We start from the raw sequence: 25147 nt of genomic DNA, 5'->3' as shown, positions 1-25147 counted from the left end.
GCGTTGCCGGCCGCTGTGGTGCGGGTGCGGGACGGTCAAGGTCTTGTCGTGGGGGCCGGTTTCCTGGTGGCTCCGGACCTGGTGTGCTCGTGCGCCCACGTGCTGGGTGACGGTGTCGAGCCGCCGTTTGGTCCGGTGCGGGTGGACTTCCCGATGCTGCCCGGCGTCCCGGCGCGCACGGCGCACGTCGAGCTGTGGGAGCCCGTGCGGGACGACGGGCGCGGCGACGTCGTCCTGCTCCGGCTCACCGAACGCGCGCCGGAGGGCTCCGCGGCACTGGTGCTCGGGTCGACCGAAGACCCCTGGGGCCAACGGTTCCGCGTGCCGGGGTTCCCGGCGGACCGCGAGGACGGGGTGTGGGTCGGCGGCGGGCTGCGTGAGCGGCAGGGCACCGGGTGGGTGCAGATGCAGGCCGACGACGGGCCGCGCATCGCGCGGGGCTTCAGCGGGTCGCCGGTGTGGAGCGAGGACCTGGAGGCGGTGGTCGGCATGACCGTGGCCGCCGAGAGCGGCTCGGGCACCGCCTACCTGATTCCCTCGGAGACCTTGGTCGCGGTGTCGAGCGAACTGGCCCCTCCGTGCCCGTTCCGCGGGCTGCACGCCTTCCGCGCGGAGGACGCGCGGTACTTCTTCGGCCGCGACGACGAAGTCGACGAGCTCGTCGCGAGGATCGGCGCGCAGCGCGTCACGGTGGTGGCCGGACCGTCCGGGTGCGGCAAGTCCTCGTTGGTGGACGCAGGGCTGCGGCCCCGACTGGAAGCGGCCGGCACACCGGTGTCGGTCGTGCGGCCGGTGCCGGGCCGCTCGGCGTCCGAACTGCCGGCCGGCCTGCGCCCGTCCGCGGCCTCCGGATCGGTGCTCGTGGTCGACCAGTTCGAGGAAGTCGTCGCCGCGGACCCGGCCACCGCGCGCGAGGCGTTGCGCCTGCTGGACGAGCTGACCGAGGCCCCGGACGGTCCGCGCGTCGTGCTGACCCTGCGCGCCGGTTCCCTGGACGACCTGCTCGCCGGCGGTGACGCGCCGGCGCTCGGAGAACCGCTGTTCCTCACCCCCCTGCGGGGCGACCGCCTGCGGGCGGCGGTGGAGCGGCCGGTGGCGATCACTCCCGGCCTCGCCCACCAGGACGGGCTGGTCGACCGGATCGTCTCCGACGCCTCGGCCGAACCGGGCCTGCTGCCCCTGGTCGAGTTCACCCTCACCGAGCTGTGGAAGAACGCGGAGGCGGGCGTGCTCACCCTCCGCGCGTACGACGCGATGGGTGGCGTCGCCGGCGCGCTTGCCGGCCACGCCGAGAGGTTCTACGCCGGTCTCGGCCAGGACGACCGGGATCCGGTGCGCCGGCTGCTGGTCCGCTTGACCCGGCACACCGCGGACGGGTTCGCCGTGCGCCCCACCACGGTCGAGGAGGTGTTCGAGGAGCTGCGTCGGGCGATCGACGTCCTGCTGGGGGCGCGGCTCGTCGTGCTGCGCGGCGACGAGGGCCAACCCCCGGTGCTCGCCCCCGCCCACGAGGCGCTGCTCCGCACGTGGCCGCGTCTGCGCGGGTGGCTGGAGGCCGACCGGGAATTCCTCTCCTGGCAGGCGGGGGTGCGGGAGCGCGCCGATCAGTGGCAGCGGGCGGGCCGCGACCGGGGCCTGGTGCTGCGCGGCGGCCCGCTCGCCACCGCGCGGCAGTGGCTCGACCGGCGTCCTGATGACGTGGACCGCCTGGAGCGCGACTTCGTCGCCGCCGGTCACGCGGTCCAGCGCCGCGCCGCCCTGACGCGACGCGCCGCCGTGGCGGTCCTGGTCGTGCTGCTGCTGACGTCCGGGTTGCTCACCGCGCGCACGGTCGCGGCCAACCAGGAGTTGGACACCACCGTGCGCCACCAGGCCGCGCGGCTGCTCGCCGACCTGTCCGAACGGGAGTCCCGGGTGTCCGCCACCTCGGCGCTGCAATTCGGGCTCGCGGCCTGGCGGCACGACCCGGCGCTCGGCTACGGCGCGCTGCTGCGGCAGCAGGCGATGTTCCACGACGTGGCCGAGGTCGACCTCGACCGGTACGCGGTGGCGATGGCCGACGTGGCCACCGACCCGACCGGCCACGTCGCGGTGACCGCCTCCGCGACCGGGGCGCTCGCCGCGTGGCGCGACCCGTGGGGCGCCACCCCCGAGACGTGGCCGCTGGGCACGGTCGAACACCTGGAAGGCATCCGGGTGAGCGACAACGGCAGGCGGGCCGCCGTGATCGACTCGTCGGGCGCCGTCCGGGTGTGGGACCTGGACGAGCGCGGAGCGCCCGTCGTGGTGCGCCCGTCGTCACCCGGGACGGACGCGAGGCCGCTGCGCGACTTCAGCATGGAGATCTCCCCCTCGGGCGATCGCGTGGTCCTGGTCAACGACGCCGGTGCCGGGCCGCGGGTCGAGGTCTGGGACGTGGCACGGCCATCCCGCCCGACGGGGTTCACGCCGGCCACGCCGCTCGTGATCGCCTCGATCGGCGACGACAGCGGCACGGCGGCGTTCCTCGAGGAAGAAGGCGAGGACGACGCCCTGGTCGTGCGCTCGCTCGACACCGGCGCGGAGGTGCGGTCCACGCCGGGGGCGGGCACCACCGCTCGGCAGGGGCGCATGGCCTTGACCTGCCGCGACAACGTGCTCGCCGGGTGGGACGCGTTCAGCGGCGCCGAGGTGTTCCGCCGTCCCCTGCCGAGGTGCCACCGGATCGCCACCGACCTCACCGGCGAGTTCCTGCTGATCGAGTCGTCGCGCGAATCCGGCAGCTTCACCGCGGTGACCTACCTCGACCCGCGCGACGGCAGGGCCTACCAGTCCTCGTCGCCCGGTTCCGACGTCGCCCTCGGCCACGAGGTCGGCGGCGGCACGGTCGTGCAGCGCTCAGCCGACGGCGTGCCCGTCGTCCAGCACGTGCTCGGCACCGGTGTGGTGCGGATGCGCCCGCCGCGCCCGGTCGAAGACGTGGGCACGCAGTTGGAGTACGTGGAGGTCGAGGCAGACCTGGCCAACCCGGCGTACAGCGGCGACGGCTCGCTGATGGCCGTCGTGGGCGGCGAGTTCGACGGCGAGCAGGGCTTGACGCTGATCGACCCCCGGACCCGCCGCCGACTGGCCCGTGCGCCGGACCTGCGGTGGCCGGGACGGCAGTTCCTGCACTTCACCCCGGACAACACGCGTCTGCTCCTGTTCGACGGCCCCGACCTGCTGGTGCTGGACACCCGTGACCTGACCGAACTGCGCCGCTTGCGCCTGCCCCACCCCGACGAACTCGCCGATCGAGACGGCACGCATTGGCCGCACTCGGTCACCACCCCGGACGACCGCACCGCCGTCGTCCTGTACGCGGGGCTGCTCACCCGGTGGAACCTCGACAGCGGAGCACCGGTCGACGAGCCTCTCCGCCTGGGCGATAGCGCCAGGGACCTGCGGCAGGCGGCGGAAGAGGGCGTGGTGCTGGGCACGCCCGATCGTGACAGGGTGCTCGTCAGCACCGCGCGGGGCCAGCAGTGGTGGGACCTGCGCGGCCGCGCCGCAGGCGACCTCATCGCCCCCGAACCGGAATCGCAGCTGCGCGCCGCGGCCCTGGACGGCTCCCGCCTGACGATCCAGTACAGCTCCGGTCGCGCCTACCTCCACGACCTCGGCTCCGGCACCACCTCACCCGCGATCCCGCTCACCGCGCACACGAAACCCATCGGGTTCACCCCGGACGGAAAGCTGGTCGTCAAGGACGACGAGCAACTCGTGCAGGTGTGGGACCCGGCGACCGCCCAGCTACTCGGCGCGTTCCACCTGCCCCAGGACACCGTCTCGGCGACGACGATCGGCTCCAGCCTGATCGGCATGACCGAGTTCGGCTTCGTGTCGGTCGACCTCGACCCGTCCCACTGGTTCCAGTCCTTGTGCGCCGGCGCGAGCCGCGGCTACTCGCAGTCCGAACTGGACCGACTGCCGGATGGCGCGGACCGCGGCAATCCCTGCTCCTGAAGCAGTTCCCCATGTCCACCGGTAACGAGGGTGATCCACGACAGGTCGTCGGGCGGGCTCGCCTCCCGGAACGGACCGTCGACGTCAACGGACACGGCGCGCCTACCTGGTCCGCGGCGCTTCGGCGGTTCCCGCAGCGGGGTCGTGCGAGCCGAACACGGCGGAGATGGCGTTGCCGCGGGCCACGTTGAGCAGCGCTCCCCGGCCGATCCGACTGCCGAAACCGAGGACCCGTCCGTTGAGGACCGGCACGACGAGATCCCGGACGTGCTGCCCGGTCCAGCCCTCGACCTCGGCGGCCTCCACCACCTCCTGGACCAGCCATCCCCGGCGTTCGTCGTCCCGCACCAGGCGCGCCCACTCGTCCCGGGGCGTTCGCCGGCCGATGACCACGGACTCGCCGCACCGCCCGTACGGCGCTTTCAGGACGAGCCGCTGCTGGTCGGCGACGGCCTCGGCAGGGCTGACACCGTCGCCCAGCTTGCGGCTGAAGGGCACGATCGCGTCGAGCACCTCCTGCTGCCGCGCGGTGAACAGGTGCCGGAAGCGGGGATCGGACAGCACCGCCAGGCACAGCTTGTTCTCCGCGACCCAACGCGCCGCGAGGGCGTTGGGCACCACGAGGCTCTTGTCGGTCAGCGCCGCGCAGAACCGCTGCCAGCCCTCGACAGCGCGAGGGGCGACCGGGATGTGCTTCAGGTAGCCCAGTCGCAGTCCGCTGCCCGGGACGAACTCGGCGGGATCCAACGCCACCGCGGAGCACCCCCGCCGGCGCAACTGCACGTGCGCCTGGGGATCGATCTCGGCACAGGCGGGGTCGTGGAACAGGCCGACCCTGCGGCAGTCCCCCTCGGGCACCGCGTGGTCCCGACCGTGGTCGAGCAACCAGTCCGCGAACCAGTTCGGCTCCTCGAACCGCGCTTCGACGGCGCCCCAGTCGGCCAGCAGAGCACCCAGCGACGACTCCCGCCAGCGCCGACTGATCACTCCCAGCGGGATCACACCGCCGGGACTGCTCGCGTTGAACTCCAGGACCCGCACCGTGCCCAGGGTGCCGCCGAGCAGGTCCAGGCGGCACAGGTCCACCCGCAGCCCTTCGGGCTCCGGCTCCGCCAGGACCCACCGCCGCATCACCGGCGGCACGTCCAGGAACTCCTGCAACTCCCGGTCACGGGGGTAGCCGCGAACCACCTGTTCCAGGCACCGCACGGCGTTGTGCACCCGCTGTCGGAGCACGGGCTCGGCCAGCGGGTGCAGGACCGCGACCACCGGCGCGGTGGGGAACAGTTCGCCGCCGCGCCTGACCTCGTCCCTGTGGAGCAGGGCTCGCACCTCCCCGTGCGCGACCTGCACTCGCTCCCGCAGAACGCGCGAGCGAACCCCCGCGGACGACGTATCCCGCTCCGGGTCCAGCAGCGGGATCCCCTCGTCGCTCCGGAGGTCGCCTTCGGCCGGTGGCGAGGCGGCGTGGGACTCGACGGTCGGACCCCGGTCGTGCCGCGCAAGCCCGCGGCCCGCTCGAACGGGTCCGTCCTCTCCAGTGGTCTTCGACGGGTTGGTTCGCATGGACTGGTACTCCCCGTCGGTGGCAGACCGAACCGGTCGCGCGTCCTGGTGTTCCTCGCCGGGGTACATCCTCGGTGACCGACACGCCGTCCGCAGAACCGGTCACCAGGACGTGTGACCGACGAGCACAGCCGTGGTCGAGTCTGCGAGACCACCTGGCCGCCCCCGACCACCGCCGCCGCAGCCCTCCCGCCAAGTGATCAGTCCGGAATGAGGTTTCGCAGGCAGGTGGTCGAGCAGGCCAGAGCGAGCATTGCCTGGTGGGTGTCGGCTCGTCGTTGTCGCGCCCGAGGCGCCGAACAGGGCCGTGGGCAACCGGTTCCACCCGATGCCGGTGCGCACCACGCACAGGGTGCCCTCCAACGCCGCCCGATCGTCGGCACGCCTGCGATCCGAGTGCCGGAAGCGCCTGGGACGCACCGGGACCAACGGCTCAAGCCGTGCCCACGACTCGTCGGTCAGGACCTCCTCACGCGCACGGTGATCTTGGAACGTCCCACACCACAAGCAAAGCCGACACGCCAGCTCATCCTGAACCGATCACCGAACCCGGACGGTGCCACTTCGCGACCCTGGAAGATCTCAAGCACGCTCTGAATGCGGTTCGGTGGTCAACCCGGAGTCGGGCTTCTCTGCAAAACCTGCTACCTGTCACACGAACGTGGCCGCGCGTTGGGGAAGGCGTGCCTGGGCGGGGCGATGGCTGGGCGGAATTCGTTCACCCGGTCTCCCGCGCCATCACCTCCTTGGATTGCATCGCATGCCGACGGATGACGTCGCTGGCGTGGCGAAGGGGACGAGGTGATAGTTGAGTGCCATGAAGAGGAAACTCGTTGCACTGGTCGCAACTGTGGTGAGCTGCGTGCTGGCATCAGGACTGGTGGTTCCCGCATCCGCCGGTGCTTCAGGGAGATCGGGGGAAAACGTCTCATCGCCTTGTGAAGGGAAGTGGATCATCACAACGGGTACGAGCTCGGGGGCGGGAGGTGGCACGGTCAATTGGGTTGGTCTCTCGAACGGTGATGAGGTCGTATTCCAGACTGGGGAATGGTCGGGGGACGAGATTCAGAACGGGAACGAAGGTGAAAGCTCCTGGCACGAAGGGCCGTGCGATGCGCTCGCCGACCCGGCGTACAACCGGTTCAGGATCTCGTACTACAACAGCGTGGACAAGTGGCAACCATATCGAATCATCTTCCGCGCCAACGACCATACCCAGTTCGGTGCGTGTCGCGAGTGGACTGGATCCACGTGGATCTCGGAGGGGATCACGGATCTCTACTCGCGCCGTTGTTGAGGTAGGCGCTGGTGATGCACCTTTGATCGGGTGGCCCAGGGATCCCGTCCCCGGGCCCTCGAACCTGCGGGCGTGAGCCGCCGCGCACGGTCAGGGTGTGCGCCATCTCGACCGCAGGCGGTCGCTCGGGGCGGGGTTCGGGGTTCGGGGCTCGGCGGGAGTTCCATGGGTGTTCGACCCGTTGGGCGGACGGGTTGTTCGAACTGGCGACGCCGTGCTGCGCGCCGACGGGCTGGTGCTGACCCTGGTCGGCCTGTCACCGACGCCCGAGCAGCGGCGCGGGCACGAGGCGGTGAACAACGGCCGTGTCGACCCGGCTCGATGACGCGACGCGCCGGCTGGGCTTCCGTTGCCCCGCGCGATAGGCGGTCGCCCGGTGCTCGCGGTGGATGTCTCACCGTCGCTGCGCCCGGACGGATGCGGTTCGCCCGGGGCGAGAAGCCGCCGGTGGGCGCCGCGAAGCTGCGGGTGGGGGTGAGGCAGGTGGGTGAACGGCGCCACAGCCGGCGCCACGGTCTCCGGGCCGGTCGGCAGGGGAACGTTGCCCTCTCCGCCCATGGTGAGCAGGTGCATGGCGGTGACGCCGTCCAGTGCGGGCACTTCGGCGCGCGACCCGCCCGCCCGTCCGGCCTGCCGCAGCAGCCGGGCGACGCGCTTGCGCGAATGCCGGTGCCCCCCCGGGCCCGCAGCTCGGCGTGCACCCTGGGTGCGCCGTAGGTGCCCCCCACTCGTCGTAGATCGTGACGACCCCGCGCGGTCAGGTCCGCGTCCTGTCGTGCGTGGGTGCGGCGGTGCGGCGGGCGTAGTAGGCGGACCGGGAGACCTGAAGCAGCGCGCACGCCCGGTGGACGTTGCAGCCGCTGACCGGACCGCCGCCTGCGCCCTGGTGGACGCCTCCGGCACGCGGGCCTGAGCTGAAGAGGGCACCTGCCTGCCGGTCCTCGTTCAGCCTTGTGCAGCCGATCTCACGTGGTGGTTCGGTGAGTCGGTTGAAGCACGTCAGAGCTGCCGCGAGGGTGAGCAGACCACTGAAGTGGGCGGCGTGACGTTCACAGCGGGCAACGATGCCGCGGTCGCGCGACCAGGTGGTGGAGGTGCGCTGGGGTGACCAGGCGAACGTCTCCTGGTGGTCGTCGGGGTAGCGGTTCTCAGTTCTCCGGTGCGGTGGTGCGCACGCCTCCGAGGAGGGCGGCCAGGTAGCGGTGGGCGGTGGCGACCCGGTCGGCGGCGGTGCCGCTGTGCACCTGCGCGGCGTAGGCGATGCCGCACATCAGGGGGACCACGTCGGCGGCTGCCAGGTCCGGGCGGACCTTCCCGGCTTCGCGGGCCCGGTCCAGCAGGGTGGCGCCGATCGACCAGAGCGACCGCTTGAGCTCCGTGGTGCGCGGCAGGGCGTCGGCGGGCGCGGCGGCGACCGGGGGCAGGGACGCGTCGGTGACCTGTGCTTCAACGGTGCGGAACAGGAAGTCCTCCAGCGCGCGTCGGGGGTCGGGGTCGGCCAAGGCCTGCTCGCCGTGCGCGACGAGGGTTTCCAGGCAGGTGGCGGCAATGGTCTCCAGCAGCGCCTCGGCGGTCGGGAAGTGCCGGTAGACGGTGCCGACACCGAGGCCGGCACGGCGGGCGACGTCGTTGAGTTGCAGCGGCGTGCCCTCGTCCACCAGCCTTCTGGACACCGAGACGATCCGGTCCCAGTTGCGGGCGGCGTCCTTGCGCAGCGGCGGCGTGGTCGTCATGGGGACAGCCTAATCGGATAGCAGATCCGGATCTTCCCGTGACGGGGAGGTCGCCGGTCGCGTCATGCGGTGGTGAGGGGCGCATGCCGTTCGCTGAGCCGGCGCACCGCCTCCGCGACGCGGTGGTCGGTCGCCCAGCGGAACGGCGTCACCGGACGCGCCCCGGCGCCGATGACCACGCCGGTCCGACCTGCCAGTCCTTCGTCGGTGGCGGCGACGATCGAAGGTCTGGCCGCCACGGACGCCGGACCCGAGGTCGAGCGCTCGAACTTGCGGCGCACCAGTGGCCACAGCAACCGCAGGCCGGGTGAGACGATCTTCGGGTCCGCCATGGTGCCGGCCGTCATGTCCGTGGCGGCGCCCCCGGGGTCCGCGGCGAACACCGTGACACCCGTGCCGTCCAACCGCGCGGCCAGGTCGAGCGTGTAAGCGAGGTTCGCGAGCTTGGCGCGTCCGTACCAGTGGAAGCCGTAGTAGCCACCGGGCGGCTCGACGGCGTCGAACGCCCGCTTCGCGAGGGCGACCGCCCCCGAGGTCACGTTCACGATCCGGCTCGGCGCACTCGCGACCAGTGTGGGGCGCAGCAGTTCGGTGAGCAGGTACGGCGAGAGGTGGTTGACCACGAACGAGGCCTCGATGCCATCGTGCTCGTGCGGGTCGGCGAACATCGCCCCGACGTTGTTGACCAGCACCGCCAGCGGCTCGCCCGAGGCGGCGTGGTCGGTGGCGATCCGGTCGGCGAGCGACCGGACTTCGTCGAGCGACGCGAGGTCCGCGCGCAGGAACCGGGCGGGGTGCGCCGGTCCTGTCGCGCCGATCCGGGCGACCGCGCGTGCGCCGCGATCGGCGTTGCGCCCGACCACCGTGACCGCGAACCCGGCGGCCGCGAGGCCCAGCGCCGTCTCCAGGCCGATACCCGCCGTACCGGCCGTCACCACGGCTGATCGTTTCATGATCCGTCCAATCCGACTCAGATATGGATAGTTAATCCACTTGGCGCTACCGTAGCACGGTATCGGATTGACTATCCACTTAGTGGGTCTGACCGAAACGACCTGGACGACACCCTTGGCGCACCAGGTGGGAGACGATCAACCGCGAGGCGGAACCGAGACCACGGGCGCCTACCGCGTCTTGGCACCGCGGCGCACGGCTGGGACGAGGAGAGGCCCGGGCCCTGGGCCAGGCCTGGCGCATCGCACGAACCGGACTCATCACCACGCCACCACGACGTCACCCCGAACCTAAGAGGTCAGTAGCGTGGGCGGCATGGCGAGCCACCACCGCGATGAGCGCGCGGCGCGCACGTCGCCCGTCCTGGTCCCCACGCTCTCCCAGCACGTCGACGAGGGGCACCGGATCGTCAAGCCCGACGCGACGCTGACACCGGTCGTGGTGCACGTGCAGTGGCTGGACAACCACCCCGACGGTCCCGGCACCCACGCGGTGATCTCGTTCGAGGACGGCACCAACGTCGAATTCCCCTTCGGCACACCCCTCACCGCGATCTGGCACGCCGAGCAGCGGCCCGTCCCCCGGGCGGACCTGGTCGCGGCCGCACCGCTCACGTGGGGGACACCGGCCGAACCCTGGCGCTGAGCGGCGAGGGGTGTCGGCTGCGGGTGCGCACCGCCGGAGGCGGGCGGGGTGTCCCCGGCCGGCTTGGTCTGCCGCAAACCCGGCCACCGCACCCGGCTTCGGCGACGTCGAAGTGCGGTCGGCCTCGGCACGACCGGGCGCCAACGCCAAGTGCCCGTTCCCGGGCTGTTGGCGCCGGGTGAGTCGGTGGCCGGTGATGTGGATCGTGAATCAGCGGGCCACGGCCTCGTGGTGGTCGCGTAGGCGTTCGCAGTCCGGGAAGACCTCGCGCCGTCGACATGAGGTGCTCAGCGGGTTCGGTGTGCGCTGAACCACGGTGCGGCGAAGTCGACGAGGGCGCGCACTGGGAGGAGTTGGGCCGGTGCGTCCCCGACGGGGGCGGTGTGGCGACGTCCGCCGCCGGCGGTGAAGGCGTCGACGGCCTCGATGAAGTCGTCGTCTTCGACGTGCAGTTCCTCCCAGGTCACCCAGGTCCGGTGGCCGTCCCTGATGAGGGCGGCGCCGTTGCTCACGAGGTGCTTGCCGGGCCATCGCGCGCGGTGCTCCGCGAGGTGCAGCGCGGTGATCTTCGCCGGTGTCGTGCCGAGGAGCAGCACGGACGCGTCCAGGTCGTAGAGGGCTTTGAGGGGTGAGCGTTCACCGACAGGGCTGTCGAGGTCGTGCGTGGCCGTGATGGCGACCGCGTGCGGTCCGTTGGCGGAGATCGAGCGGTGCGGGTGCCCGGACCTGAGCGTGCCCGGCACGGTCCGGAACAGCTCGGCGACCACGCCCATGGTCCGGGTGGGGGTGACCTGCGGCGCGTAGACGGGCAGGTGGTCGCGGATGGTCGGCCACCACGCGGCCGGCGCCTGGCCGAGGAAGGCCGGGTCGCACAACTGCCACGACTGCGCGGGCATCACCAGCGTCCCGGACGGCCCCACGGCGTCCCGGAGGGCGTCGAGGACGGTCTGCTCACCGCCGACGACCCAGCCGAGGGACTTCAGCGAGGTGTGCACCATCACGGTCGTCCCCGTGCTCAAGCCGAGTTCTCCGAGATCGGAGGCGAGCCGGCTCCGGGTCACGGGGTGCTGCGGCAGCATCGAAGTCTCCTCCTCCATGGCCGGGTCCACCGGCTTCTCCGGCCGTGTCGCCGCCACCCGCACTTCACGCCGACGGGCTCGTCCTGGCTCAGCCTGGTGGAACGCTGGTTCGCCGAGCTGACCAACCGCAAACTCCGCCGCTCCGCGACTCGGAACACTGGGCACTCGGGTCAGCGCGGAGGGCGCCAGAGCGGGCGGAGGACGGGGCCATCGCAAGGGAGGGCGTAGGGGGTCCCCACGGGGGTGAAGCCGTGCCGGGTGTAGAGCACGGCGCTGCGCGGGGTGCTCGCCTCCAGGTACACCGGTTGCCGTTCGACGTCGGCGCGGGCGAGGCGGTGGTGCAGGATGGCGGTGCCGACGCCTCGCCCCCGGCTCTCCGGGACCACCGCCATCGAGGCCAGGTACAGGTGCGGCACATCGGGGTGGGGGAGCGCGACCGCCGCCGCCATCCGCCGCAACGCCGGGTTCGCCCTGGCCTGCTCCGCCAACGCCTCCGCCTGCCGCCGCAACGGCTCTGCGGACACCAACGCCATCCACGTGGACACGCCGACGACCACCCCGTCACGGTCGGCGATCACCACCTCGTGCTCCGCCAACGCACTTGCCAGCCACTCGCGGAACAGGTCGGAGAAGTCCTGCCCGGCCAACGCCCACGCGGTCACCGCCTCGTCCGCGCACGCCGCCGCGTAGGCCGGGGCGATCCGGTCCAGCTCATCGACACCAGCACCTCGTACGCTGTACACGACCACAGCATCGCCCGCCATCAACGCCCGTTCAACTGCATACGTCACACGACGCGAGTGTGACGAAAGGAGGTCGATCGTGCGTTGCGCGCAGTGCGGCGCCGAGATCACGCACCCCGCCCGGGGCCGGCCCCGGCGGTACTGCGGCCGGGCCTGCCAGGCACGGGCCTACCGCGCGCGCAAGGACGGCGCGGCCACTGAACGGTCCTTCGTGGACAAGGCTGTTCCGGTTCCGGTCGACCGCGACCTGGTGGTCCGCACCGCCATCCGCCTCGCCGACGACGAAGGGCTCGCCACCGTCTCGATGCGACTCGTCGCCGCACGGCTCGGCACCTCCACGATGTCCCTGTACCGACACGTGTCCGGCAAGGACGACCTCGTCACCGCCATGGTCGACACCGTCCTCGCCGAACACCGCCCGCCCCAGCCCCGCGCGACCGGCTGGCGCGCACTGCTCGAACACGAAGCTCGCGAGGAATGGTCGCTCTACCGACGGCACCCGTGGTCGCTGACCGCCCTCGCCACCACCCGGCCGCCACTGGGCCGCTCCGTTCTGGAGACCGTGGACCGGTTCCTGTCCGCACTGCCCCTCGACCACCGCACCGCGCTCTCGGTCTACCTGTTGGTGAGCGGCTACGTGCAGGGCACGGCGATGATGGCGGTGGCCGAGTTCGAAGCGGTCCGCGACACCGGCGTCAGCGCTCGCGGTTGGTGGCACGACCGACTCGGCCGCCTCGCGGGTGCGGTCGGCTCGAACCGCTACCCCTGGCTCACCGAACTGGCCACCGATCCGCCGACCCCCGCCGACCTGGAGGGCTGGTTCGACTTCGGCCTGCGCCGAGTGCTGGACGGCATCGCCGCATTCCTCGACCCCGACGACCCCCGTGAAGCCCACGAACCCGACGGAGCAGGCTCAGGCGCGCCCGAACGCCGACGTTGACTCCCCGCACGACCAGCCGGTACGGCTGCCTGTGAGGTGTCAGAAGTCGGCCGCAGGCCTGGCCTGTGGTCAGGCGACCGGCAGTCGGAGCCGGCGGAGCGTGTCGCCGGGAAGCCGGTGCGGCAGTGCCGGCCGGCTGCGTCCTGGGCTGCCTCGCGGCCGCCCCCGTCAGCCGCCGTGCTTCTGCCGGAGTTCCCACAGTTCGGCCGGGGTGATCGGCATCCGGTCGAGGACGATGCCCTCGGCGTCCTCGATCGCCGACGCGATGGCGGCCATCACGGGGACGACTCCCCCTTCTCCCACGCCCTTGACCCCGAGGGGGTTGAGCGGCGAGGGGGTGACCAGGTGGTCGATCGTGATCTCGGGGACGTCGTGCGCCGTGGGCAGCAGGAGGTCGGCCAGCGAACCCGTCCTCAGCCGGCCGTCGTCCCCGTAGACGATGCGCTCGTGGAGCGCGCCGCCGATGCCCTGCGCGACCCCACCGCGGATCTGGCCTTCCACGACGGCCGGGTTGATCGGCCTGCCGCAGTCGTGCACCACGACGTAGTCCCGCAGCGCGATCTCCGCGGTGTCGGGATCGATCTCCACCACCGCGACGTGCACCCCGGCGGAGAAGGTGGAGCGGATCGGTGAGAAGAACGCCGTCGCGTCCAGGCCCGGTGCGTCGTCGGCGTCGAGCGGCGGCCGGTCGGGGTCCGCGTCCAGGGCGAACTGGGTCGCTTGCCGGGTGCGGTGGTCGAACGCGTAGCGCAGCGGGTTGGCCAGGACGGCGACCGTCGCCAGCGGGATCGCCCGAGCGTTCGCCACGACCGCGCCGTCGGCCAGGCGGAGTTCGTCCGGCGGTGCGCCCAGCGCCCTCGCCGCGACGCGCAACGCCTTGGCCCGCACCTCGCGCGCGGCGAGCGCGACGGCGTTGCCGCCCACCACCGCCGAGCGGGACGCGAACGTGCCCGCGGCGTAGGGGAACCGCCGGGTGTCCCCGCTGACCACCGTGACGTCCCGCGGCTCGACCCCGAGTTCGTCGGCCGCGATCTGGGCGAACACGGTTCCGTGCCCCTGCCCCTGGGTCGTCAGGCCGACGGTCACCGTCACGTGGCCGCTGGTGTCGACCTGCACGCGAGCGCCCTCGTAGGGGCCCATGCCGGTGCCTTCGACGTAGCAGGCGATGCCGATGCCCAGGCGCTTGCCGGGCTCCCGTTCGCGCCGGGTGGCGAAATCGCGCCACCCCGATCTCGTCAGCGCGGTGTCGAGCAGGGCGGGGTAGTCACCGGAGTCGTAGACGAGCGGACGGCCGTCCTGGAACGTCAGCCCCTGGTCGTAAGGCATTTCCGAGGGCCGGATCAGGTTCCGGCGGCGGACCTCGGCGCGGTCCGCGCCGAGGAACCGGGCGATCGCGTCGAGGGTGCGCTCCATCACGAACGCGCCTTGCGGCCGTCCCGCACCGCGGTAGGGCGTGACCACCGCGGTGTTGGTGTAGAGCGAGCGGAACTCGACCCGGTACGCGCCGAGGCGGTAGGGGCCGGGCAACTGGGTGCTGGTGACGATCGGGACGATGATGCCGTAAGGGGTGTAGGCGCCGGTGTCGTGCCAGAAGGACACGGCCAGGCCCTGGACGTGGCCGTCGCCGTCGAACCCCACCTCGACCTCGTGCTGCTGCCCGCGTTCGTGCGAGGCGGCGGCGATGTGCTCGGCGCGGTCCTCCACCCACTTGACCTCGCGGCCCAGGCGCAGCGCCGCCCAGGGGACCAGGACCTCTTCGGGCCAGGGGTGCACCAGCTTCACGCCGAAACCGCCGCCGACGTCGGGCGCCACCACCTCCACCCGGTCCGCGGGCAGGTCGAGGACGGCCGCCAGCGCGAACCTGAGCGACGCCGCCGCCTGCGTGGCGGAGTAGACCCGCAGCGACCGGTCGTCCCGGTCGGGTCGGGCGTACACGCCGCGGCACTCCATCGGCATCGCGGCGGACCGCTCCACGCCGAGCCGCAGGGTCAGGCGGTGCGGCGCGGCGGAGACCGCGGCCCGCGCGTCGCCGTTCTCCTGCACCATGCACGCGGCCACGTTCCCGACGACCCCGGGGTGCACGAGGTGGTCCGCGCGCCGCGCGGCGGGGATCCCGATCACCGCCGGCAGCGGTTCGTAGTCCACCCCGACCAGCCGGCAGGCGTCCTCGGCGACGTACCTGTCCACCGCCACGACCATGACGACGGGCTCCCCGACGTGCCGGACCACGTCGTCGGCCAGCGGGAGGCCGGTGCGCGGCGAGTGCAGCGCGGCGTGGGGGATCAGCACCGGCAGCGGTTCACGCGCCCCACCGGTGAGGTCCCGGTAGGTGAACACCGCGATCAGACCGGGGACCCGTTCGGCGTCCGCCAGGTCGATCCGCAGCACCCTGGCGTGGCCGTGGGGGCTGCGCACGAAGGCCGCCGCCGCCGCGCCCGAACCCAGGTCGTCCAGGAACCGCCCGGTTCCGGCGGCGAAGCGCTCGGCCGCCGCGCCGGTGACCGGCCGGCCGACGTGCGGTGCGGTCATCCGCCCTCCCCTCCGTCCGGTCGTGCCGCGTGGAGAACCGCCGCGACCAGGTCCTGGTACCCGGTGCACCGGCACAGCACCCCGGCGACGGCGTCACGCGCCTGCTCGGGTGAGGGCCGGGGGCACTCGCGGAGGAACGCGACGATGCTGACGACCATGCCGGGGGTGCAGAACCCGCACTGGACGCCGTGACACCGCACCAGCGCCCGCTGCACGCGGCCCAGACCGCCGTCGGGCGCCCGGCAGCCCTCGGCGGTGGTGATCTCGCAGCCGTCGACGGTGACCGCCGGCAACAGGCACGACCGCATCGGCGCGCCGTCGACCAGCACGGTGCAGGCGCCGCACGTGCCCTGTTCACAGCCCACGTGCGTGGAGGTGCACGCCAGGTCGTGGCGCAGGCAGTCCGACAGCAGCCGTCGCGCGGGCACCCGCACCACCTGCCGCCGCCCGTTGACCGACAACTCGATCTCGTGCTCCGACAAGGGTTTCACGCTCCTGTCGCGCGGATCGCGGCCAGTCGCCCGGCGCGTTCCACCAGGACTCGCGCCAGGTGCCGCCGGTATTCCGCGCTCGCGTGGAGGTCGTCCGCGGGCGCCAAGGCGGACCCGCCCTCGTCCGCCGCGACGCGCCACCGCGCGAGGTCGTCGAACCGGGCGCCGGTCATCACCTCGGTCAGGTCCACCGGAACCGGTGTCGCGCCGACACCCGCGCACGTCGCGGTCGCGCGCTCGACGCGCCGGCCGGCGTCCAGGGTCACCACGGCCGCGACGCCGCACACCGCTCGACCGCCGCGCTGCCGGGCCACTTCCAGCCAGGCGGTCCCGGTGCGCGGCGGCGGGACGGGGAAGCTCGCGGCCACCGCCAGTTCGCCCACGGCCACGCAGCACCGGTTGGCGCCCAGGAAGAACTCGGTCGCGGGAACCGTGCGGCCGCCCGCCGCGGACCGCAGTTCCACGGAGCCGCCCAGCGCGACCAGGACCGCGGGCATCTCCGCGGTGGCGTCCGCGTGGACGAGGCTGCCGACGGTCGTGCCGCGACTGCGGATCGCCGCGTGGGCGATGTGCGGCACCGCTTCGGCGAGCAACGGGTTCCGCCGCCGCACGGCCGCGTCGCGCTCCAGCCCCGCGTGGCGGACCAGCGCGCCGACGCGCACCGCGCGGTCCTCGTGGGTGATGCCGGACAGCTCGACCAGGGAGTTGATGTCGACGACGTTCGCGGGCGAGACCTCCCGGCGGTTCATCAGGGGGACCAGGCTCTGCCCGCCCGCCATCACGGTCCCGGCCGTGCCGAGCCGGTCCAGGGTGGCCAGCGCCTCCTCCAGCGAGCGAGGTCGGTGGTAGTCGAACGGCGCGGGTTTCACGGGGCGCCGAGCTGGGCGGACGGGCGGGAGCGGTACCCCTTCGACCTCGCCGGCCGGACCGGCAGCTCCATGGGCCACTCCTCTTCCGGTGCCGTGCGCGAACGACGGGAGGAGCGTTCGTCGCCAGGTCCTGCGCGATGAGGCTGGTCAACCACTGTCGCCACCCGCTCCACCGGTGTCAACGGGTCGCCCCCGCCCGGCCCAACCTCGCCGTCGAACCCACCTGACCGGTCGACGGACCGTTGCACGTGCCGTAGCGGCATGTGGTGTCGTGGAGGTACCACAGCACGAAAGGCCCCCTCCACGATGCACCCCTCCTTCACGCCTCCCCGCCAGGTCAAGATCGGTGATGCGGCCGTGTTCGCCGGGACGACCCCGCGCGCGATTCGCCACTACCACGAGATCGGTCTGCTGCCGGAGCCCGAGCGGGGCGCGGACGGCCGCCGCCGTTACGGCTACGACGACATGATCCGCCTGCTGTGGATCCGCAGGATGGCGGAGGCCGGCATCAGCCTGGACGACGTGCGGGCCGCCTTCGACGAGACCCGGGACATCGAGGAGAGCCTGGGCCGACTGGAGGAAACCCTGGCCGCCAAGGAGGCCGGCATCAAACGCCAGCGCGCCGTCGTCCGGCGCCTGCGGGCCGTGGGCAGCCCGCTCGGGCTGCTCTCCGAACTGGTGGCGGACCGGCTCGGCCACCTGCCCCCGGGCGCGCTGCGCCGCTCCGACCTGGACGCCCTGCTGGTCACGGAACGAGTCTTCGGTCCGCTGGGCGCCGCCGTCCAGGCAAGCGCGTTCATCGTGCTGGCCACCCACCCCGACCTGCGAGCCGAGGACGACCGCCTCGACGCCGCCGAGGCCGCCCTCGACGACGGCGTCGACCCCCACGACCCCCGCGTCGAAGAACTCGCCGCACAGCGATACGCCCATTGCAAAGTCGTGGAGAAGGCCATCGAAGCGGACGGACTGGACATCGACGAGGAAAAGCTCTTCGAGACCTACGACGCCGATCTGATGGGCGAGGAGCCCGCGCGGATGAGCGTCTTCGAAGCGGTCACGAAGATGCCCTACGGCTTCTCCGCCGCCCGGATCCGCTGCGTGGAACTCGCGGGGCAACTCCTCGGCCAGGACCACGCCGCGGACAACCCATCTCCTGCTCCGCGGTCCTCGACCCCGGCTGTCGGGCACCAGGCGCACTCGGATGCCGATGGTCGGGGTGGACAGGAGTCCCGTTGAGGTGGTGATGAAGCACCACCCGCCGGAGTCCCGGCCGAGGCGGTCGTGCTTCACCGGGGTGCGGGGCAAGGTCGGCACGCGCAACCGCGTCGAGGTCGTCACCCGGGCGTTCCGCGCGCACGTGGTGGCCGGCTGACCATGGCCATCCGGCCGGCTCCGCACCTTTCGGGTGGCCGAACGGCCGGGATCTCCCGGTCTGTCGGCCGGTCCGGCGCCACTCCGTCCGGCACTACGTTCGTCCGCGTCGAATCCGGTGGACGGAGGGTTGCGACCTGTGCTGGATCAGGTGTGGTGGGCGTTCGAGGGGGTGTTGCGCGCGCTGTCGAACCCGCTCATCGCGGGTGGTGTGGTGGCGGGCGGTGTGGCGCTGGGCTTCGGCGGGCGGTTGGTGGCGCGGAGGGCGGGGTGGCGGCCGGTTCCCTCGGTGTTGGCGGGGGTCTGGCTCGGTGTGGTGCTGGGCGTGACGTTCTCGCGCACGCTGCCGGACTGGGCGGGCCGGGACCAGTTCTGCCTGCTCAACGGGTTTTCGGTGCACGGTTCGGCGGAGCTGTTGAACGTCCTGCTGTTCGTGCCGTTGGTGTTCTGCGCGGTGTTGGCCACGCGGCGGCCGGTCGCGGTGCTGGGGTCGGCGGTCGCGTTGAGCGCGGCGATCGAGGTCGTGCAGCCGCTCACGCGGCGCGGGGTGTGCGAGACGCAGGACTTCTTCAACAACAGCGCGGGAGCCGTGGCGGCGGCGGTGCTCGCGGCGGGTGTGCTGGCGGTGCACCGGCGTCGGGCGGCGGCGCGATGACCGCTCTGCCTCATCACGTCAACCCGCGGCGCGCCTGAACGGTTCGGAGAACGATCTCCCTTTCCATTCCTGTGCCCATTCGAGGGTCACACGATCGTGCAATTTTTGAATGGGAAATGCCGGGTACGATCACTGTGGGGCGAGGTGAATCCGCACTTCTCGCGGTGGTCGGGGTTATGGCCCGCCGTCCTCCGCCGGGTTCGACCGGACGAGTGGGTTCGCGGCGGAGGCGGGTTCTGCACAGGTGCGGTCCGAGTCGAGACCCGGCGCGAATGCGATTGACGGCGCGGTGGGTGGTCGGGTTTCGCGGGAGCGCGCCGGGTGCGGGGTTCGAGGTCTGCCGCACCGAATCCGGCACCTGGAACACGGTGAGGACGTCGATCCATGCGAGAACCACGCGAGGCCGGGTGGTCGTCGCCTCGACGGACGGGTGGGGCTTACGACACCTGGCGGCGCACACTCGCCGCCGCGCCGGTCCCGGCCCAGCAGGAACTCGTCCTGGAACTGATCGGCGACCACGTCCTGGCGGCCACCGGGGGGCGGGGGGCGCCCCGGGTGGACCGCCAGGCGCCCTGGCGTCGTCTCGGCGTCTACCGGCACATCGCGGACCGCCTGCGGGAGGAGCTGGCCGCGGCCGTGGGGCTCCGCCTGCCGGCCACGCTGTTGTTCGACCGCCCGACTCCGGACGCGCTCGCGGCCTACCTGCGCACGGAGCTGCTGGGGCTCGTCGAGGACGCGGCCGACACCCCGCCGGCCCGCGCCCCCGGCGGGGACGACCCGGTCGCGATCGTCGGCATGGCGTGCCGCCTGGCCGGCGGCGCGGACTGCCCCGAGGCGCTGTGGGAGCTGGTGCGCGAGGGCCGCGACGCGGTGGCGGGCTTCCCGGCGAACCGGGGCTGGGAGCTCGACACGCCCTGCGACCCGGACCCCGAGCGGCCCGGGACCGTCCACACCCGCCGCGGTGGGTTCCTCCCGGACGTCGACCAGTTCGACGCCGCTTTCTTCGGCATCGGCCCCCGGGAGGCCAAGGCCCTCGACCCGCAGCAGCGGCTCATGCTGGAGCTGTCGTGGGAGGTGCTGGAGCACGCGGGCATCGACCCCTCGGCGCTGCGCGGCAGCACGCGGACGGGCGTGTTCTCGGGCGTGTCCCTCCAGGACTACGGACCGCCGTGGCACCAGGCGCCCGCCGAGGCCCAGGGCCACCTGCTGACCGGGAACGCGCTGGGGCTGGTCGCCGGCCGCGTCTCCTACACCTTCGGTCTGGAAGGGCCGGCGCTGAGCGTCGAGACGCAGTGCTCGGCGTCGCTGGTGGCCATCCACCTCGCCGGCCAGGCGGTGCGGTCCGGCGAGTGCGACCTCGCCCTGGCGGGCGGGGTGACGGTCATGTCCACCCCCGGAATGCTGCTGGAGTTCAGCCGCAAGCAGGGGCTCGCACCGGACGGGCGGTGCAAGGCCTTCTCCGCCGACGCGGACGGAACCGGCTGGGCGGACGGCGCGGGCGTGCTGCTGTTGGAGCGGCTGTCGGACGCACGCCGCCACGGTCACCAGGTCCTCGCGCTGGTGCGCGGGAGCGCCGTCAACCAGGACGGCGCCGGCAACGGCCTGACCGCTCCGAACGGCCTGTCCCAGCAACGCCTGATCCGCCAGGCCCTGGCCAACGCCCGGCTGACCGCCGCCGACGTGGACGTGGTGGAGGCGCACGGGACGGGGACGAGGTTGGGCGACCCGGTGGAGGCGGCGGCCGTCATCGCCACCTACGGCCAGGGCCGTCCCGCCGGTCGCCCCGTGTACCTGGGGTCGCTCAAGTCCAACGTCGGCCACGCCCAGGCCGCGGCCGGGGTCGCCGGGGTCGTCAAGATGGTGCAGGCGATGCGGCACGGCGTGCTGCCCCGGACCTTGCACGTGCGCGAACCGTCGCCGCACGTGGACTGGTCGGAGGGAGAGGTCGCGCTGCTGACCGACAACCTGCCGTGGGAGCGGTCGGGCGGTCGTCGGCGGCGCGCGGGTGTCTCGGCGTTCGGCGTCAGCGGTACGAACGCCCACGTGATCCTGGAGGAGGCGCCCGGCGACCCGGCCTTCGCGGACGGCCTCACGCCGGGAGCCGCCGACGTGGCGCCGTCGGCCCCGGTGCCCCTCGTCCTGTCGGGCCGGACGGAGGCGGCGCTGCGAGCGCAGGCGAGGCGTCTGGACGACTACCTGGCACGGCATCCGGCCGCCGATCCGCTGGACGTGGGTTTCACCCTGGCCGGTCGCGCCCGCTTCGAGGACCGCGCGGTGGTCGTGGCGCACCCCGGGCCCGGCGGGCGCGAAGAGTTGACGCGCGCGTTGCGGGCCGTGGCCGGTGGTCGGGCCGCGCGTGGCGTGATCCGCGGCTCCACCCGTTCGGCGGCGGTCGGCACGACGGCGGTGCTGTTCACGGGGCAGGGCAGCCGGCGCCCGGGGACGGGCCGCCGGCTCTACGACGCCTACCCGGTGTTCACCCGGGCGCTGGACGAGGTCTGCCGGGGTCTCGCGCCGCACCTGGACCGTCCGCTGCTGCCGGTCATGTTCGCGCCCGCGGGCTCCCCGGACGCGGCGGTCCTGGACCACACCCGGTACGCCCAATGCGCGTTGTTCGCCTTCGAGACGGCCCTCTTCCGCCTGGTGCGGTCGTGGGGACTCACGCCGGGGGTCGTCATGGGCCACTCCCTCGGCGAACTGACCGCCGCGCACGTCTGCGGCGTGTGGGACCTGGAGGACGCGTGCGCGCTGGTGGCCGCGCGCGGACGGCTCATGGGGGCGTGCCGGCGGGACGGGGCGATGATCTCGCTGTGCGCCGGGGAGGCCGAGGTCCGCGAATCCCTCTCCGGGCTCGACGGCCGGGTCGGGATCGCCGCCGTCAACGGCCCGACGGCGACGGTGATCTCCGGAGACGCGGACGCGGCCGAACGGGTCGCCGCGACGTGGGCGGAGCGGGGGCGCGGCACGAAGCGACTCACGGTCTCCCACGCGTTCCACTCCTCCCACGTGGACGGCATGCTGGAGGAGTTCCGCGCGGTCGTCGGACGGGTCGCGTTCGCCGAGCCGTCGGTCCCGATCGTCTCCAACGTCACCGGCGGCCTCCACACGCCCGAGACGCTCACCTCGCCCGACTACTGGGTGCGGCACGTGCGCGACGCGGTCCGCTTCGCGGACGGTGTGCGCTGCCTGCACGAGCAGGGCGCGACGGCGTTCCTCGAACTCGGGCCCGACGCCACGCTCACCGCGCTCGCGTCGGCCTGCCTGCCCGAGGAGGCGGAGAACGGCGTCGTGCGGGTCGCCGCCTCCCGCCGGGGAAGCCCCGAGCCCGAGACGCTGCTGGGCGCCATGGCCGAACTCGACGTGCGGGGCGTCCGCGTCGACTGGCGGGGCGTCCTCGACGGGCGCGGCGGCCGGCACCTCGACCTGCCCACGTACCCCTTCCAACGCACCCGCTTCTGGCTCAACGGGAACGCGGCCGTCCCCACCTCGCGCCGCTCCGCCGAACCCGGCGCCCCCGAACCCGTTGCCGCCGATCGCGATGACCTGCGTTATCGGGTCGAGTGGGAGCCGGTGGCGAACGACGTCACCGCCTCCTCCCCGGCGGCCCACCGGGCCGGGACACCGCGCCTCCCGGGTGTCTGGCTGCTGCTGACCGCGCCGCACGGGTGCGACGACGTGCTGGTCTCGCGCCTGGCACGGGTCGTGGAACGCCTCGGCGGCAAGGTGGTCCACCTGGCGTTGAGCGGAGCGAACGCGGACCGCGCCGATCTCGCCGTGCTGCTGTCGGCACAGGTGGGCGTCGGTGAGGACGCGGCGGGAGGCGTGGTGTCGCTGCTGGCCCTCGACGGCACGCGGCACCGCGGCCACCCCGTGCTCACCGACGGGCTCGCGCTGACGGTCGCGCTCGCCCAGGCGCTGTGCGACCTCGGGCTGGAGGTGCCGACGTGGTTCCTGACCCGGGGCGCGGTCTCGACCGGCCGGCACGACCCCGTCGCCGTCCCGGACCAGGCGATGGTGTGGGGCCTGGGCCGGGCACTCGCCCTGGAACGCCCACGGGGCCGGGGCGGGCTGGTCGACCTCCCCGCCGACCTCGACGACGTCGCCCCGGGCGGGATCGGCTCCGCGCTGACCGGCCTCGGCGGCGAGGACCAGTTCGCCATCCGCGGCCGCGGTCTGTTCGTCCCGCGCCTGGTCGAGGCCGAACCCGCCGCCCCCGCGCCGCCGTGGCGGCCGAGCGGAACCGTCCTGGTCACCGGCGGCACGGGAGCCCTCGGCGCCCGTACCGCGCGGCGGCTCGCCCGCGACGGGGCGCGCCGCATCGTGCTGGCCGGCCGCCGGGGCCCCGAGGCGCCCGGCGCGGCCGAACTGGTCGCCGAGCTGTCCGACCTCGGCGCCGAGGTGCGACTCGTGGCCTGCGACCTCGGCGACCCGGGACAGGTCGCCGCGCTCGTCGGCGCGCTCGCCGAGACCGGTCAACCGGTCACGGCGGTCGTCCACGCGGCGGGCGTCGCCGGCCGGACCGCTCCTCTGCGCGAGTGGGACCTCGACGAGTTCGCCGAGGTCCTGGGCGGGAAGGTCGCGGGCGCCGCCGAGCTGCACCGCCTGCTCGACGGGCAGGACGAGGCTCGCCGCGCCGACGGTCCGGGCGGGGTCGACGCGGCGCGCGGCCCCCGGTTGGAGAGGTTCGTGGTGTTCTCCTCCGTCGCGGCGACGTGGGGCAGCGGCGGCCAGGCCGCCTACAGCGCGGCCAACGCCTACCTCGACGCGCTCGTTTCCCGCCGCCGCGCCTGCGGCCTGACCGCCACGTCGATCGCGTTCGGGCCGTGGGCCGACGCCGGGATCGGCACTCGGCCCGGCTTCGGCGACCACCTGCGCCGGCATGGCCTCCGGCACCTGGAACCGGAGGTGGCCGTCGCCGCCCTGGCCGACGCGGTCGCGGTGGACGAGGACGCCGTCACCGTCGCCGACGTCGACTGGGACCGCTTCCTCCCCGCCTTCACCGCCGCTCGCCCGACCCACCTGTTCGACCGGCTCCGGATCCGGGTCGCCGGCGCCTCCGCCGACGCGCCGCGCCCACCGGCCGACTTCGCGGCGCTGCCGGAGACCCAACGCGTGCGCGCCCTGGTCGACCTCGTCCGGACCGAGGCGGCGGCGGTCCTCGGGCACGCCTCGCCCGAGGACGTCGACGCCACGCGGCGCTTCCTCGACCAGGGATTCGACTCGCTCGCGTCGGTCCGGATGAGCCGACGGCTCGCCGCCGCGACGGGCCTGCCCCTCGCGACGCAGGTCGTCTTCGAACACCCCACCGCCGCCGAGCTGGCCCACCACCTCGGCACGCTCATCGCCACGACACCGCGACACCGCTCGGCGACGGGCTGCGCCGACAGCAACGCGGTGTCCCCCGGCGACGGCTCGACCGGGGTCCGCGACCTCTACCGGCACGCGTGCGCGATCGGCAAGTTCAGCGAGGGCGTGGGGCTCCTCAGAGCGGCCGCGAAGCTGCGGCCCGCCTTCCGCACGGCCGCCGGGTTCGGCAAGCCGGTCGAGCCGGTGACGCTCGCCTCGGGGCCCGCGCCCACCGCCCTGGTGTGCGTGCCGTCGATGATCGCGCCCTCGGGGCCGCACCACTTCGCGCGCCTGGCGCCGCACCTGCACGGTCTGCGCGACGTCTGCGCGCTGGCGCTGCCCGGTTTCGGCGACGGCGAGCTGCTGCCGGCCGAGTCCGACCTCGTCGTCGACATGCACGCCGACGTGGTCGAGCGGAGGTTCCCCGACCGGCCCGTCGCGCTCGCCGGGTACTCCTCGGGCGGGTGGCTGGCGCTCGCGATCGCCGCGCGCCTGGAGCAGCGCGGCACGCGGCCGGCGGCGGTGGCGCTCCTCGACACGTGGCTCCTGAGGGACCGCGTCCCGGCGGCGGACATCGAGGAGGAACTGCGCGGCATCGCCGTCAACGACCAGGCTTTCGCCCTCATGACCTTCGAACAGGTCACGGCGCAGGGCGCCTACCTGGACCTGTTCGACGGCTGGCGACCGAGCGCCGTCACCGCGCCCGTCGTGCTGTTCCGCGCCCGTGAACGCGTGCCCCAGCAGCCCCGCGACGAGGAGACGACCGAGGCGAGCAGCCGCTGGACGGTGAAGTGGGACCTCGAACACGAGGTGGTGGACGCCCCCGGCAGCCACCAGACGATGATGCACGAGCACGCCGAGTCCACCGCCCAGGTGCTCCACGACTGGCTCCACGAGCAGGAGCAGCACCGCTGATGCGGCGCTGTGCCCGTCGAGGCCGGCCCG

18 protein-coding genes are annotated in these 25147 nt (G+C 73.3%); 9 read left to right on the top strand and 9 right to left on the bottom strand.

Translation table 11 applies throughout. The features are described 5' to 3' along the window. Window positions 1-48: 48 nt before the first annotated feature. Window positions 49-3984 (top strand): nSTAND1 domain-containing NTPase, encoded by a 3936-nt coding sequence (locus ABD223_RS23630; protein WP_344038606.1) that lies wholly within the window; start codon window positions 49-51, stop codon window positions 3982-3984. Window positions 3985-4086: 102 nt separating this feature from the next. Here ABD223_RS23630 and ABD223_RS23625 read toward each other — a convergent pair whose 3' ends face one another. Together ABD223_RS23625 and ABD223_RS43610 are read right to left on the bottom strand one after the other, a co-directional pair. After that, window positions 4087-5316 carry a hypothetical protein gene (locus tag ABD223_RS23625; protein ID WP_344038605.1) on the bottom strand — a complete coding sequence of 410 codons (1230 nt, stop codon included), beginning with the start codon at window positions 5314-5316 and terminating at the stop codon, window positions 4087-4089. Between the two features lie 336 nt (window positions 5317-5652). After that, a complete protein-coding gene (locus tag ABD223_RS43610) occupies window positions 5653-6057 on the bottom strand; it encodes a transposase (RefSeq protein WP_380646132.1) in 405 nt (134 codons plus the stop codon). Window positions 6058-6367: 310 nt separating this feature from the next. Here ABD223_RS43610 and ABD223_RS23620 point away from each other — a divergent pair, with 310 nt between their 5' ends. Continuing rightward, window positions 6368-6847, top strand: a complete 480-nt coding sequence (locus ABD223_RS23620; protein WP_344038604.1) for a hypothetical protein — start codon at window positions 6368-6370, stop codon at window positions 6845-6847. Window positions 6848-7016: 169 nt separating this feature from the next. Next, window positions 7017-7172 (top strand): hypothetical protein, encoded by a 156-nt coding sequence (locus tag ABD223_RS23615; RefSeq protein WP_344038602.1) that lies wholly within the window; start codon window positions 7017-7019, stop codon window positions 7170-7172. A gap of 823 nt (window positions 7173-7995) precedes the next feature. On the opposite strand, the gene ABD223_RS23610 is transcribed toward ABD223_RS23615, so the two are convergent. Together ABD223_RS23610 and ABD223_RS23605 are read right to left on the bottom strand one after the other, a co-directional pair. Then, window positions 7996-8580: a TetR/AcrR family transcriptional regulator gene (locus ABD223_RS23610; RefSeq protein ID WP_344038601.1), complete on the bottom strand. Its 585-nt coding sequence runs from the start codon at window positions 8578-8580 to the stop codon at window positions 7996-7998. A 62-nt stretch (window positions 8581-8642) separates the two neighbouring features. After that, window positions 8643-9533: an SDR family NAD(P)-dependent oxidoreductase gene (locus tag ABD223_RS23605; RefSeq protein WP_344038600.1), complete on the bottom strand. Its 891-nt coding sequence runs from the start codon at window positions 9531-9533 to the stop codon at window positions 8643-8645. Between the two features lie 316 nt (window positions 9534-9849). Between ABD223_RS23605 and ABD223_RS23600 the strand changes: the two genes are divergently transcribed. Continuing rightward, the gene (locus tag ABD223_RS23600; protein WP_344038599.1) at window positions 9850-10179 is read left to right on the top strand and encodes a hypothetical protein; all 330 of its coding nucleotides are present in this window, start codon (window positions 9850-9852) and stop codon (window positions 10177-10179) included. 287 nt (window positions 10180-10466) lie between these two features. Here ABD223_RS23600 and ABD223_RS23595 read toward each other — a convergent pair whose 3' ends face one another. After that, window positions 10467-11315 carry an AAC(3) family N-acetyltransferase gene (locus tag ABD223_RS23595; protein ID WP_344038598.1) on the bottom strand — a complete coding sequence of 283 codons (849 nt, stop codon included), beginning with the start codon at window positions 11313-11315 and terminating at the stop codon, window positions 10467-10469. A gap of 113 nt (window positions 11316-11428) precedes the next feature. Then, on the bottom strand, window positions 11429-12001 hold the full coding sequence (locus ABD223_RS23590; RefSeq protein WP_344038597.1) for a GNAT family N-acetyltransferase: 573 nt from the start codon (window positions 11999-12001) through the stop codon (window positions 11429-11431). A 79-nt stretch (window positions 12002-12080) separates the two neighbouring features. On the opposite strand from ABD223_RS23590, the gene ABD223_RS23585 reads away from it, so the two are divergent. Then, window positions 12081-12941, top strand: coding sequence for a TetR/AcrR family transcriptional regulator (locus tag ABD223_RS23585; protein ID WP_344038596.1), 861 nt, complete (start codon window positions 12081-12083; stop codon window positions 12939-12941). Between the two features lie 168 nt (window positions 12942-13109). On the opposite strand, the gene cutA is transcribed toward ABD223_RS23585, so the two are convergent. From cutA to ABD223_RS23570, 3 genes are read right to left on the bottom strand one after another with little or no spacing between them, the layout of a single operon-like run. Continuing rightward, window positions 13110-15470 (bottom strand): aerobic carbon-monoxide dehydrogenase large subunit, encoded by a 2361-nt coding sequence (cutA, locus tag ABD223_RS23580; RefSeq protein ID WP_344038595.1) that lies wholly within the window; start codon window positions 15468-15470, stop codon window positions 13110-13112. Next, complete coding sequence (locus ABD223_RS23575) at window positions 15467-15952, bottom strand: (2Fe-2S)-binding protein (protein WP_344038594.1); 486 nt, start codon at window positions 15950-15952, stop codon at window positions 15467-15469. Before ABD223_RS23575 ends, cutA begins: the two co-directional genes overlap by 4 nt. Window positions 15953-15957: 5 nt before the next feature. Next, window positions 15958-16830 (bottom strand): FAD binding domain-containing protein, encoded by an 873-nt coding sequence (locus ABD223_RS23570; protein WP_344038593.1) that lies wholly within the window; start codon window positions 16828-16830, stop codon window positions 15958-15960. Between the two features lie 306 nt (window positions 16831-17136). Here ABD223_RS23570 and ABD223_RS23565 point away from each other — a divergent pair, with 306 nt between their 5' ends. The 4 genes from ABD223_RS23565 (at window position 17137) to ABD223_RS23550 (ending at window position 25117) form a co-directional block, all read left to right on the top strand. Next, window positions 17137-18066 (top strand): MerR family transcriptional regulator, encoded by a 930-nt coding sequence (locus ABD223_RS23565; protein ID WP_344038592.1) that lies wholly within the window; start codon window positions 17137-17139, stop codon window positions 18064-18066. A gap of 7 nt (window positions 18067-18073) precedes the next feature. Beyond that, window positions 18074-18202 carry a hypothetical protein gene (locus ABD223_RS23560; RefSeq protein ID WP_344038591.1) on the top strand — a complete coding sequence of 43 codons (129 nt, stop codon included), beginning with the start codon at window positions 18074-18076 and terminating at the stop codon, window positions 18200-18202. Between the two features lie 138 nt (window positions 18203-18340). Then, window positions 18341-18856, top strand: a complete 516-nt coding sequence (locus ABD223_RS23555; protein ID WP_344038590.1) for a VanZ family protein — start codon at window positions 18341-18343, stop codon at window positions 18854-18856. Between the two features lie 384 nt (window positions 18857-19240). Next, window positions 19241-25117: a type I polyketide synthase gene (locus tag ABD223_RS23550; RefSeq protein ID WP_344038589.1), complete on the top strand. Its 5877-nt coding sequence runs from the start codon at window positions 19241-19243 to the stop codon at window positions 25115-25117. The last annotated feature ends 30 nt before the right edge of the window (window positions 25118-25147 follow it).

Origin of the sequence: Saccharothrix xinjiangensis (assembly GCF_039527585.1) — a bacterium.
Classification (GTDB): domain Bacteria; phylum Actinomycetota; class Actinomycetes; order Mycobacteriales; family Pseudonocardiaceae; genus Actinosynnema; species Actinosynnema xinjiangensis.
The sequence above is the reverse complement of the archived record's forward strand: the minus strand, read 5'-3'. Positions and strand labels throughout refer to the sequence as shown.

Excerpts from the sequence above, each read along its gene's own strand:
- ABD223_RS23600 (WP_344038599.1), top strand. The coding sequence starts at position 9,850 with ATGGCGAGCCACCACCGCGATGAGCGCGCGGCGCGCACGTCGCCCGTC.
- cutA (WP_344038595.1), bottom strand. The coding sequence starts at position 15,470 with ATGACCGCACCGCACGTCGGCCGGCCGGTCACCGGCGCGGCGGCCGAG.
- ABD223_RS23560 (WP_344038591.1), top strand. The coding sequence starts at position 18,074 with ATGAAGCACCACCCGCCGGAGTCCCGGCCGAGGCGGTCGTGCTTCACC.
- ABD223_RS23620 (WP_344038604.1), top strand. The coding sequence starts at position 6,368 with ATGAAGAGGAAACTCGTTGCACTGGTCGCAACTGTGGTGAGCTGCGTG.
- ABD223_RS23605 (WP_344038600.1), bottom strand. The coding sequence starts at position 9,533 with ATGAAACGATCAGCCGTGGTGACGGCCGGTACGGCGGGTATCGGCCTG.
- ABD223_RS23565 (WP_344038592.1), top strand. The coding sequence starts at position 17,137 with ATGCACCCCTCCTTCACGCCTCCCCGCCAGGTCAAGATCGGTGATGCG.
- ABD223_RS23610 (WP_344038601.1), bottom strand. The coding sequence starts at position 8,580 with ATGACGACCACGCCGCCGCTGCGCAAGGACGCCGCCCGCAACTGGGAC.
- ABD223_RS23550 (WP_344038589.1), top strand. The coding sequence starts at position 19,241 with ATGCGAGAACCACGCGAGGCCGGGTGGTCGTCGCCTCGACGGACGGGT.